At 59.4% G+C, this 11,924-nt stretch carries 10 protein-coding genes; 6 read left to right on the top strand and 4 right to left on the bottom strand.

Annotated elements, in window-relative coordinates:
• Positions 1-97 precede the first annotated feature (97 nt).
• Together MPC4_RS11025 and MPC4_RS11020 are read left to right on the top strand one after the other, a co-directional pair.
• The gene (locus tag MPC4_RS11025; protein ID WP_174512566.1) at positions 98-2,851 is read left to right on the top strand and encodes a class I SAM-dependent DNA methyltransferase; all 2,754 of its coding nucleotides are present in this window, start codon (positions 98-100) and stop codon (positions 2,849-2,851) included.
• Positions 2,852-2,886: 35 nt separating this feature from the next.
• Positions 2,887-4,959 carry a M3 family metallopeptidase gene (locus MPC4_RS11020; RefSeq protein ID WP_174512565.1) on the top strand — a complete coding sequence of 691 codons (2,073 nt, stop codon included), beginning with the start codon at positions 2,887-2,889 and terminating at the stop codon, positions 4,957-4,959.
• Between the two features lie 79 nt (positions 4,960-5,038).
• Here the strand turns inward: MPC4_RS11020 and MPC4_RS11015 are convergent, their stop codons facing one another.
• Positions 5,039-6,478 (bottom strand): coniferyl aldehyde dehydrogenase, encoded by a 1,440-nt coding sequence (locus MPC4_RS11015; RefSeq protein WP_174512564.1) that lies wholly within the window; start codon positions 6,476-6,478, stop codon positions 5,039-5,041.
• Positions 6,479-6,589: 111 nt separating this feature from the next.
• On the opposite strand from MPC4_RS11015, the gene MPC4_RS11010 reads away from it, so the two are divergent.
• Positions 6,590-7,249 (top strand): TetR/AcrR family transcriptional regulator, encoded by a 660-nt coding sequence (locus MPC4_RS11010; protein ID WP_174512563.1) that lies wholly within the window; start codon positions 6,590-6,592, stop codon positions 7,247-7,249.
• On the opposite strand, the gene MPC4_RS11005 is transcribed toward MPC4_RS11010, so the two are convergent.
• On the bottom strand, positions 7,212-7,688 hold the full coding sequence (locus MPC4_RS11005) for a DUF1178 family protein (RefSeq protein WP_174512562.1): 477 nt from the start codon (positions 7,686-7,688) through the stop codon (positions 7,212-7,214). The two genes, MPC4_RS11010 and MPC4_RS11005, sit on opposite strands and share 38 nt — an antisense overlap.
• A complete protein-coding gene (gene grxC, locus MPC4_RS11000) occupies positions 7,685-7,948 on the bottom strand; it encodes a glutaredoxin 3 (RefSeq protein ID WP_174512561.1) in 264 nt (87 codons plus the stop codon). Before grxC ends, MPC4_RS11005 begins: the two co-directional genes overlap by 4 nt.
• 233 nt (positions 7,949-8,181) lie before the next feature.
• Between grxC and irrA the strand changes: the two genes are divergently transcribed.
• Together irrA and hemH are read left to right on the top strand one after the other, a co-directional pair.
• A complete protein-coding gene (gene irrA, locus MPC4_RS10995) occupies positions 8,182-8,661 on the top strand; it encodes an iron response transcriptional regulator IrrA (protein WP_134492469.1) in 480 nt (159 codons plus the stop codon).
• 15 nt (positions 8,662-8,676) lie between these two features.
• Complete coding sequence (hemH, locus tag MPC4_RS10990; RefSeq protein WP_174512560.1) at positions 8,677-9,732, top strand: ferrochelatase; 1,056 nt, start codon at positions 8,677-8,679, stop codon at positions 9,730-9,732.
• Positions 9,733-9,758: 26 nt separating this feature from the next.
• Here hemH and galE read toward each other — a convergent pair whose 3' ends face one another.
• Positions 9,759-10,745, bottom strand: a complete 987-nt coding sequence (gene galE, locus MPC4_RS10985) for a UDP-glucose 4-epimerase GalE (protein ID WP_174512559.1) — start codon at positions 10,743-10,745, stop codon at positions 9,759-9,761.
• Between the two features lie 275 nt (positions 10,746-11,020).
• Between galE and galU the strand changes: the two genes are divergently transcribed.
• A complete protein-coding gene (gene galU / locus MPC4_RS10980) occupies positions 11,021-11,911 on the top strand; it encodes a UTP--glucose-1-phosphate uridylyltransferase GalU (protein WP_174512558.1) in 891 nt (296 codons plus the stop codon).
• Positions 11,912-11,924: the final 13 nt, after the last annotated feature.

Raw genomic sequence — 11,924 nt, 5'->3', positions numbered from 1 at the left:
GTAGAGGGAGGGCTGGGTCGCGCTTTCTTAGAAAACGCCTGCGCACTGGACAGGTAAGGCTACGTTTGCGAGACGTGGGTATTCTTATGGATAGACCATGCCCTTATCGTGGAACGAGATCAAAGACCGCGCGCTGAAATTCTCCCATGAGTGGGCAGATGAATCTTCGGAGGATGCGGAAGCCAAATCCTTTTGGGACGCCTTTTTTACAGTTTTTGGCGTTCCGCGCCGCCGCGTCGCCACTTTTGAGCAGCCTGTCAAAAAATCCGACGGTCACGGCGGCTTTATTGATCTTCTCTGGAAAGGAATTTTGCTTGTCGAACACAAATCGCGCGGCAAGGATTTAGACCGCGCCTTTCAACAGGCCAAAGACTATTTCCCCGGACTCAAGGACCGGGATCTTCCGCGCTACATCCTCGTTTCCGACTTCGCCCGCTTCCGCCTCTATGACCTTGAGGAAGGCGAGCAGCACGAATTCACCATCAAGGATTTTTATAAAAACGTCCGGCTTTTCGGCTTTGTCGCCGGGTATGTAACCACGTCCTACAAGGAGCAGGATCCGGTTAACATCAAGGCCGCCGAGCGCATGGGCAAGCTCCATGACAAGCTCAAGGCCATTGGGTACGAAGGCCACGAACTCGAAGTCTATCTTGTCCGCTTGCTGTTCTGCCTGTTTGCCGACGACACCAGCATTTTCGAGCGGCGGCAGTTTCAAGACCTCATCGAGCAGCGCACCGCCGAGGACGGGCAAGACCTCGCGCAATGGCTGGCGCATCTGTTCGAGGTGCTGAATACGCCCCCCGAGAAGCGGCTTAAAAGGCTGGACGAGCAGCTTGCCGCCTTCCGCTATGTCAACGGCAGCTTGTTCGCCGAGCACCTGCGCACGGCTGATTTTGACCGCGACATGCGCGAAATCCTGATCGAATGCTGCGCCCTCGACTGGAGCCGGATTTCCCCGGCCATCTTCGGCGCGCTGTTCCAGTCCGTCATGATCCCGGCATTACGGCGGAACCTCGGGGCGCATTACACCACCGAAAAGAACATTCTCAAGGTCATAGGGCCGCTCTTTCTGGACGAGCTGCGGGCCGAATTCGAGAGGGTCAAAGGCCAGCCGAAGAAGCTTTTGGAGTTTCACGAGCGCATAGCCAAGCTCAATTTTCTTGACCCGGCCTGCGGCTGCGGAAACTTCCTTGTGATCGCCTACCGGGAATTGCGCTTGCTGGAATTGGACATTTTGCGCGTCCTGCATGGCAAGGCCAAAACTCTTTCCCTCGACGTGTCGCAGTTCAATATCCTCTGCGACGTGGATCAGTTTTTCGGCATCGAGATCGAGGAATTCCCGGCGCAGATCGCGCAGACCGCGCTTTGGTTGATGGATCACCAGATGAACATGCGGGTGTCCGAGGAATTCGGAAATTATTTTGTCCGCCTGCCCCTCAAGAAATCGGCAACCATCGTTCACGGCAACGCCCTGCAACGTGACTGGCGCGAGATCGTGAAGCCGAAGGAGTTGAGCTACATCTTCGGCAATCCGCCATTTGGTGGGAAGAAGGAACAAGACGCTGCTCAGAAAAGGGATATGGAGCGAACTTTTGCAGATGTGAAGGGAGCCGGAGTTCTTGATTTTGTCGCGGCTTGGTATCGCAAGGCGGCGGAATACATGGCAGAAAATCCTGCTATCAAGACCGGATTCGTTTCCACCAACTCGATCAGCCAAGGCGAACAAGTCGGGGTTTTGTGGCGAGACTTGCTTCGGCGCGGCGTCAAAATTCACTTTGCGCACCGAACATTTCAATGGTCTAGCGAGGCACGCGGCAAGGCCGCTGTGCATTGCGTTATCATCGGCTTCGCATTGCACGACACAGCGGACAAAAGAATTTTCGATTACGAAAACTTAAAGGGCGAACCCCATGAAATTCGAGCGTCAAACATCAATCCCTATTTAGTTGACGCACCAACAGCCCTCATTGAACGCAGAAGCGGACCACTATCTGAAAAAACCCCACATATGGCCTATGGCAGTATGCCGATTGACAACGGGAGTCTTATTCTCAGTGAGCAAGAGAAATCTTTGCTGCTGAAAACCGAACCAAACGCACGAAGCTACATTCGTGAATATGTGGGGGGTGACGAGTTTCTGAACGGAATCAAACGCTATTGCTTGTGGTTGGTTGATTGCGAACCGAATAAGCTTCGATCATATAAGGCGATCTATGAGCGGATTGAGGCAAACCGCAAATTTAGGTTATCGAGCAACAGGCCACAAACAAAGGAACTCGCAAAAAATCCGGCATTATTTGGAGAAATTCGCCAACCTTCTAAGCAGTTTTTACTAATTCCAAAAGTATCGTCCGAAAATCGTGATTATATTCCTGTTGGTTTCTGTTCGTATAAAATAATCGCCAGCGGAACAACTTTGATAGTTCCTGCCGCCACGATGTTTGAGTTCGGATTTTTGCAGTCTGCTATGCATATGGCGTGGACGCGGTCTGTTGGCGGTCGCCTTGAAAGCCGTTATCAATACTCTGCCGGGATCGTTTACAACAATTTCCCGTGGCCGCAGGCCGAAACGCCGAAACAGCGGCAGGCCATCGAAGAAGCCGCGCAAGCCGTGCTGGACGCCCGCGCAAAATACCCGGACTCATCCCTTGCCGATCTTTACGACCCCCTGACCATGCCCCCGGATTTGGTCAAGGCGCACCATAAGCTTGATGCAGCCGTTGACGCTGCTTACTCGAAAAAGAAATTTTCCGGCGACAGCGACCGCGTGGCTTTTTTGTTCGAGCTTTACCAGCAAATTTTAAGCCCGTTGGAGTCCAAGAAAAAACTGCGCAGAAATGCGGCGCACTGAATAGTATCCACAGAAAAGAGACAGCGAGGCGAGGCATGAGCGAGACGGAAAAGAGCGAAAACCCGCTTCTAAAACCCTGGACCGGGCCGTTCGAGACGCCGCCATTCGAGCGCATCAAGCCCGCGCATTTCCGGCCGGCCTTCGACATCGCTCTGAAGGAAGCGCGCGGAGAAATCGACGCAGTCGCCGCCAATCCCGAGCCGCCGGCCTTCGCCAATACGATCGAGGCGCTGGAGCGCGCGGGGCGCAGCCTCACCAGGGTGGCGAGCGTTTTCTTCAATCTCGCGGGCGCCGCGACCAATGATGAACTCGAAGCGGTGGAGCGCGAGATCGCGCCGATTCTGTCGCGCCATCGCAGCGCGACCTATTTGAACGAGGCGCTTTTTTCCCGCATCGACGCTTTGAAGACCAATGAGCAAAACCTTGATTTGACGGGCGAACAATCACGCGTGTTAAACCGCTATTTTCTGAATTTTACGCGCAATGGCGCGGGGCTTCCGGCCGAGAGCAAAGCGCGCCTCGCCGAGATCGGCGAGCGGCTGGCGAGCCTTGGCGCGCAATTTGGCCAGAACGTGCTGGCGGATGAAAAATCCTATCTTTTGCTGCTGGACGAGAGCGAACTCGAGGGCCTCTCGAAATCCTTCATTGCGAGCGCGGCGCGCACGGCGGCGGAGCGCGGCTTTCCGGGGAAATATGGCGTGACGTTGTCGCGCTCGAGCATCGAGCCTTTTTTGCAATTCTCGAAGCGGCGCGATTTGCGGGAAAAAGCGTTTCGCGCCTGGGCCGCGCGGGGCGAAAGCGGCGGGCCTACGGATAATCGCGCGATCGCCGCCGAAATGGTGATCCTTCGGGCCGAGCGCGCGCGTCTCCTTGGCTATGAGAGCTTCGCGCATTTTCGCCTCGCCGACACGATGGCGAAGACGCCGGCGGCGGCGCTCGATCTTTTGCAGTCCGTGTGGGAGCCAGGCCGCGCGCGGGCGGCGAAAGAAGAAGAGGCGCTGCAGGATATTATCGGCAGCGAGGGCGGCAATTTCAAAGTCGCGCCCTGGGACTGGCGCTATTACGCGGAAAAGCGGCGCGGCGCGGAATTCGATCTCGACGAGAACGAAATCAAGCCCTATTTCCAGCTGGATCAGATGATCGAGGCGGCGTTCTATGCCGCGAACTGCCTGTTCGGCCTCACCTTTACCGAGCGCTTCGACATTGCGCTTTATCATCCCGACGTTCGCGCCTGGACTGTCACGGGGCGCGAGGGCGCGCCGGTCGCGCTGTTTCTCGGGGATTATTTTTCCCGTGCGTCCAAGCATAGCGGCGCCTGGATGAGCGATTTCCGCGGCCAGCAGAAACTCGACGGCCCCGAACTGCCGATCATCGTCAATGTGATGAATTTCTCAAAGGGCGGCGACGGCGAACCGAGCCTGCTCAGCTTCGACGATGCGCGCACCCTGTTTCACGAATTCGGCCACGGTCTGCATGGCATGTTGTCGGACGTGACCTATCCGACGATTTCGGGCACGAATGTCGCCCGCGATTTCGTCGAATTTCCCTCGCAGCTCTATGAGCATTGGCTGGAGCAGCCGGAGATATTGCGGCGCTTCGCGCTGCATGCGCAAACGGGCGAGCCGATGCCCGAGGCGCTGTTGCAAAGGCTGCTCAGCGCGCGCCGCTTCAATCAGGGATTTGCGACGGTCGAATACGCCGCCTCGGCTCTCGTGGATCTCGGCCTCCATCTCGACCCCGCGCCGAAGGATCTTGATGTTGTGGCTTTCGAGAAGCAGGAGCTGGCGCGCCTCAGAATGCCGGAGGCGATTGCGATGCGCCACAGAACCCCGCACTTTCAGCATATTTTTTCGGGCGATTCCTATTCGGCGGCCTATTACAGCTATCTCTGGTCGGAAATTCTCGACGCGGACGGCTTTGAGGCGTTCGAGGAAGCTCGCGACATCTTTGATCCTACCGTGGCGGGACGCCTGCGCGATTTCGTCTATGCGGCCGGCGACAGCCGCGATTACGAGACCGCGTATAGAGAATTTCGCGGCCGGGCGCCATTGCCGCAGGCGCTGTTGCGCAAACGCGGATTGGAGACGGCGCCGGCTGGCGATGCGTGACGGATCGGCGCGCCGGCCGGGGCGATTCGCTCCAGATCATAACGCCGAAAAGCGACCCCGGTTTTCGGATAGCATCACGTTAAGTAAAGCGCGCGAGCACGCGAAGAAGCGCGCCAAGCGAGGGCTTATAGGGCGGATAGATCAGCGAGGCGCCGGAAAAACGCGATTGCACGAAAACCGGCTTCTCCTTGGAGAAGCGGAGAAATCCATATTCGCCGTGGTAGTGACCCTGGCCTGATGCGCCGACGCCGCCGAAGGGAAGATCATGTTGCGCGAAATGCGCCAGCGTGTCGTTGATGCTGACGCCGCCTGAGATCGTCTTCGCCAGCACGGCGTCGCGGTTGGCGCGATCCGCGCCGAACCAATAGAGCGCGAGCGGGCGGTCGCGCCGGTTGACGTAATCAATCGCGTCGTCAAGCGCGTCATAAGGGACGATCGGCAGGATCGGCCCGAAGATTTCCTCGCGCATCACGCGCATTTGGTCATTAACGCCGATAAGCAGGATCGGCGCCATCTGTCGGGCGCCGGCGGGCAAGTCCTGCGGCGGTTCAGGCTCGATCACGCGGGCGCCGAGCGTTTTCGCCTCGGTGACGAGATCGCGCAACCGTTCGAGATGGCGTTCGCTGATGATGCTCGTGTAGTCGGGATTGCCCTGAAACGATGGGAAGAGTTTGCGGATGCTGGATTGAAGCGCCTGCGCGAATGCTTCGACCTGCGTGCGGGGGACGAGGGCATAGTCCGGCGCGATGCAGGTCTGCCCGGCGTTGATGAGCTTGCCCCAGGCCAGACGATCGCAAACGCTTGAGAGATCGCAGGACGCGTCGATGATGGCGGGCGATTTTCCGCCGAGTTCCAAGGTGACGGGCGTCAGGTTCTTGGCGGCCGCCTCGGCGACGATGCGCCCGACCGCCGTCGAGCCGGTGAAGACGAGATGGTCGAAAGGCAATGCCGAAAATTCTTTGCCGGTCCCGGCATCGCCGGTGACGACGGCGACTTCTTCAGGCGCGAAAAATTCGGCGACGGCGGCGCGGAACGCCTCCGAAAACAGGGGCGTCAGCTCGGAGGGCTTGATCATGACGCGATTGCCCGCGGCGAGCGCGTCGGTCAGCGGCCCGACAGCCAGCTGAAGCGTATAGTTCCAGGGGCTGATGATGCCGATGACCCCGAGCGGTTGACGCAACACGAGCGAGCGGCCGGGCCAGAAGGCGAGCGAGGTCGGCGCCCGCCGGGGTTTCATCCAGGCGCGCAGGCGCTTCCCGGCGTGACGAATGGCGGCGCGGCTGAGCATGACTTCGGCGATGACGGTCTCTGTGCGGGAGCGAACGCCAAAATCTTTCTGAATGAGATCGGCGAAGCGGTCAGCATGGGTTTCAAGCAGGCGATCAAGCCGGTTGAGACGATCGGCGCGTATTGGTCGGGAGGGCGACATGTCGCCACGAAAGGCTTCGCGCTGGTGATGCAGCACTGCGAGCAGTTCGGACCGCCGCGTCGAAAGCTCTGCTTCGGTCGGGGCGTTCATAACGCATTGACCTCGCTAACTGATGTTATCACAGTCAACATAGAGTAGAATGTTGTCGGCGAAAACATAAATCGCGCCATGCGCTCGCCGTCTCGAAATCTGGAGCCCGGCATGAAACATGCGGAAAGCAGGGCTGGCGCTTATCATCACGGTGATCTCAAAGCCGCGCTGAGAGTGGAGGCCGAGCGGATTTTGGCGACGGGGGGAGCTGAAGCCGTCAGCCTGCGGCAGGTCGCGCGAAACGCCGGCGTGTCGCACGCGGCGCCCTATCGGCATTACGCCAGCCGCGAAGCTCTGCTCGCCGATATCGCGGTTGGCGGGTTTGAGAGGCTGCTGGCGCGGTTCGGCGCACTTGATGACGAAACGCATGATCCCGCGCGCCGCTTTCTTGCGATGGCCGAGACCTATGTGGATTTCGCGCTGAGCGAACCCGCGATCTATCGGCTGATGTTCGGCGCAACACTCAAAAAGGCCGATCACCTCGCGCTCGCCGAAGCGGGGGCGCAGACGTTTGCGGCGCTGGAGCGGGCGGTCGCGGGCCTCGGCGTTCGGGCGCCCGCTGATGTCGAAGCCGTTGCCGCATGGAGCATGGCTCATGGGCTCGCAGAGCTCGTTCTCGATCAGAAGATCGAAGCCGAAATCCTCGCTGGCGAAAGCGCCGACTGGCGCATGATCGTCGATGCGGCGGCGAGCATCTTCGTGGCGGGGCTGAAGGCTCGACTTACGGCGCCCGCTAATTCATCTCCCCGGGAAGGCGCGGAAGAGGCATGATCTTAACGCCTTCCTCGATCAGCGTGCGCGCTTCCTCGAAGCTGGCCTGGCCATGAATGGGCCGGTCAGGGACGAGGCCATGATGAATCTTGAGCGCTTCCTCGGCAAATTTCGGGCCGAGGTCGTCCGAGGTTTCGAGAATGCGCTTGCGCAGTTCGACCACCATCTTGCGGACTTCGCCATCGGCGGCGTTGAACATTTGTAGAGGAGCGCTGGCCTCGGGCGAAGCCTCGGCTGGCGCCTGTTGCCCGACGGCGCAAACCTCCTCGCGGTCGCGGCGCGCGAGGGACGGGGCCATGATGGCCTTGGAGACAGCCGAACTTTGGCAGACGGGGCAGGAGACGAGGCCGGCCGCCGCCTGTGAATCGAACGCCGACCCGTTTTGGAACCAGCTCTCGAACTGGTGCCCGCCGGCGCAACGTAACGCAAACCTGATCATTGGGCTTGGCTGGCCAGGAGTTGATCGAGCTTGCCGTCGTAGTGCAGCTCATAGAGATCGTCGCAACCGCCGACATGCCTGTCGCCGAAGAAGATCTGCGGGACGCTGGTGCGGCCGGTGCGCTTCGCCAGTTCAGCGCGAAGCTCCCGGTTATTATCGACAGGGATTTCAGTGAATTCGAAATTCTTTTTTTGCAGCAACGCCTTGGCCCTGTTGCAATAGGGACATGTCGCCGTGGTGTAGATCGTGATTTGCGCCATGGACTGATCCTTGTTCACGGCATTATATAAGAAATACCGCAGTTTTCACAATCGCCGCCGGGAAAGCGGCCCGCTCACCCTGTCCTGGCCCGCGAAAGCGCGAGAATAGCCCCCAAATCGGCGCAGATTGTCGCCCTCCCCTTGCCAAGGTTGCCGGCTGGCCGCCAGTGTCATAATGTCAGATATGTTCCTCCGCGACTGTTCGCGGGCTAATGATTGGGTTTTTCCCGCCGATGGTCAAAACATCATCACGATCGCGCCGCGGCGAGAACCCGGCGAAGCCGCCGCTTGGCGAACTCGCGGGCTGCCCTTTCCATGATCTCAGGATGAAACTGACGACCGCGGGCCTGCGCCCTACGCGGCAGAGGATTTCGCTTGGCTGGCTTCTGTTTTCAAAAGGCTTTCGCCATCTGACGGCCGAAAACCTGCAGGATGAGGCGCAAGCCTCCAAGGTGTCGATTTCGCTGGCGACGATCTACAACAGCCTGCATCAGTTCACGGACGCCGGCCTGCTGCGCGAAATCGCCGTTGACGGCACGAGAACCTTTTTCGACACCAATACGGCAAGGCATCATCATTTTCTTCTCGATGGCGTGTTGATCGACATACCCGAGGTCGCCGTGGACCTTTCGCATTTGCCGCTGCCGCCGACTGGCAAACGGATCGCGGAAATCGAAGTCGTCGTCCGCCTGCGCGACGCGCCAGCGCCCTGAGCGGGCTGTCCTGCCATGACCAAATCCGCCGCCGCCCCGGACGCTTTGTCGCAGTCCGGCAAGATTGGGGTCCTTGTCGTTAATCTTGGAACGCCCGACGCGCTCGGCTATTGGCCGGTGCGTCGCTATCTGAAGGAATTCCTGTGGGATCCGCGCGTCGTTGATACGCCCCGCCTCATCTGGTGGCCGATTCTCAATCTGATCATCCTGTCGCGCCGCCCGCAGCGCAGCAGCAAAAACTATGAGACGATCTGGAACACCGAGCTCAATGAAAGTCCCTTGAAGACGGTGACGCGCTCGCAGGCCGAGAAGCTGGCGGCGTGGATTGAAAGCGGCGGCCTCGGCGCGCGGCGCGCCTCGATCGCCGTCGAATGGGCGATGCGCTATGGCCAGCCTTCGATCATCAGCGGATTCCACAAGCTGAAGGAGCAGGGCTGCGAGCGCATTCTGGTTGTGCCGCTCTATCCGCAATATGCCGGCGCGACGACGGAAAGCGTCGCCGACAAGGTCGAGCAGTCTCTCGCCAAAATGCGCTGGCGGCCAGAGCTGCGCAGCGCCGCGCCCTATTACAAAGATCCGGTCTATATCGACGCGCTGGCGACTTCAGTGCGGGAAGGCGTGGCGCGGCTCGATTTCACGCCGGAGATCATTCTCGTCTCCTTCCATGGCATTCCACAATCCTACGTCGAGGCCGGCGATCCCTATTACGATCAATGTGTAGAGACCTGGCGGCTTCTGCGCGAACAACTGGACCTTACCCCAGAGCGTTGTCCGCTGACCTTCCAGTCACGCTTTGGACCGAAGCAATGGCTGCAGCCCTATACGGACGAAACTGTGAAAGCCCTCGCTCGCCAGGGCGTCAAGCGGATCGCCGTCCTGACGCCGGGATTTTCCGTTGACTGCCTCGAGACGATTTCGGAGATCGGCATTGAGAACCGCGAATTCTTCGAGGAGAACGGCGGCGAAGAATTGGCTCTCATTCCCTGTCTCAACGATAGCGCGCTCGGGATGAGGGTCATCCAATCGATCGTCGAGCGCGAGCTTTTCGGCTGGATTGAAGCAGGCGCGTGATGGCTGCGGCGCGCGATGCGCCTCCCTCACGCCTTCCTGTTATGCAGGCGGCGCTCCCAGTCGAGCGCCTGGCGGACGATCTCGTTCAGGTCGTCATGCTTTGGCGACCATCCGAGCTCCGTCCTGATGCGTTCGGCGCCGGCGACGAGGGAAGCCGGGTCGCCCGCGCGCCGGCCCTTCCGCCGTACTTCGAAATCAACCCCCGAGACTTTTTTCACGACATCAATGACTTCCAGCACCGAAAGCCCGCGTCCATAGCCGCAATTGCAGGTGAGGCTCTCGCCCCCGGCGCGCAAATGGCGCAGCGCCAGCAGATGCGCGTCGACGAGATCTGTCACCTGTATGTAATCGCGGATGCAGGAGCCATCCTTTGTTGGATAATCGGTCCCGAAGACGTCAAGTCCCGCGCGATGGCCAAGCGCCGCCTGCACCGCGACCTTGATGAGATGCGTCGCCACCGGGGATGACTGGCCGAGCCTGCCTTGGGGATCGGCTCCGGCGACATTGAAGTAGCGCAGGGCCGCAAAGCGCAAACCATGCGCGGCGGCGACGTCCTGGAGCATCCATTCGACCATCAGCTTGGAGCGGCCGTAAGGATTGATCGGCGCAAGCGGAACGGTTTCAAAAACGGGATTGACGGAAGGCTCGCCATAGACCGCCGCCGTCGAGGAGAAGATGAAATGGCGAACCTCGTTGCGCACGGCGCATTCGAGGAGATTGCGCGCCTTCGCCGTGTTGTTGAGGTAATAGGACAAGGGATCGGCGACGGACTCAGGCACGACGATCTTGGCGGCGAAATGCGCGATGGCGTCGATCTTGTGTCCGGCGATGATCTGATCGACGAGCGCCGCGTCGCCGAAGTCCCCGACGACGAGTTTGGCCTCTGGCGGCACGGCCCAGCGAAATCCGGTCGATAGATTGTCGAGGACGACGACCTCCTCGCCTGCGTCAAGAAGCGCCAGCGCCATGTGACCGCCGATATATCCGGCGCCGCCGGTAACCAGAACCGTCATGTTGCCCCTCGGAACCAAAGCGGTCAGCACGCTATTGCCGCATGATCGCCCATGCGGCGCCCATAATGGCAGTTAAGCAGCGCTGCGGTCCAGTCAAAGCCGGCTTGGGCCGTGGCCGGTCCGGATTGGGGCGACCGGTAGCGGTCGCTTGCTACCTTCTGATGACATAAAAGCTACGCTTCAGGCAGCTGGTTTAGCTGGCTGAAATTGACTATGATTATATGGCCGTTCATTGAGGCGCTCGTTCGAGAGGCGCTCTTCTGCAGGAACACGAAATGACGAAGCGCATTCGCAAGGCGGTTTTTCCAGTTGCGGGGCTGGGGACAAGATTTCTCCCAGCGACCAAATCGGTTCCCAAAGAGATGCTGACGATCGTTGATCGTCCCGTTCTGCAACATGTCGTCGATGAGGCCCGCGAGGCCGGGATCGAGCATTTCATTTTCGTCACGGGGCGGAACAAGGCGGTGATCGAGGACCATTTCGACATCGCCTATGAGCTTGACGATACGCTGCAAAAGCGCGGAAAATTAAAAGAATACAATGCGTTGAAGGAGCAGTTGCCGCCCGCTGGCGCGACCAGCTTCACGCGCCAGCAAGCGCCGCTCGGCCTCGGCCATGCGATCTGGTGCGCGCGTGAACTCGTCGGCGATGAGCCTTTCGCGGTTCTCTTGCCGGATATGGTGACGATGGCGGGCGCCCAGAAATCAGGCCGCTGCCTCGCCCAATGCATCGCAGCTTATGAGAAGCACGGCGGCAATATCATCGCCGTCGAGGAAGTCGCGCCGGAAGAAACGCATCAGTACGGAATTGTCTCGATAGGCAAGGATTTCGGCGGCTCCTTCGAGATCACGGGCATGGTGGAGAAGCCGCCGAAGGGAACCGCTCCGTCAAACTCCATCATTTCCGGCCGTTACCTGCTCGGACCCGAGATATTTCCAATACTGGAAAAAATCGAGAAAGGCGCCGGCGGCGAGATTCAATTGACCGACGGCATGAAAGCCCTCGCCGCGACGCAAGCCTTTCATGGCGTCCGGTTCGACGGCAAAACCTATGATTGCGGCTCGAAACTCGGATTTCTCACCGCCAATGTGGCTTTCGCCCTGGCAAGCCCCGAAGTCGCCGGCCCGTTCAAAGCGGAACTGAAAAAAATCCTGGGATCGCTTTAAGCCAAGCCCTTGC

Source organism: Methylocella tundrae, from assembly GCF_901905185.1.
In the GTDB taxonomy this organism is placed as follows: domain Bacteria; phylum Pseudomonadota; class Alphaproteobacteria; order Rhizobiales; family Beijerinckiaceae; genus Methylocapsa; species Methylocapsa tundrae.
The sequence above is the reverse complement of the archived record's forward strand: the minus strand, read 5'-3'. Positions and strand labels throughout refer to the sequence as shown.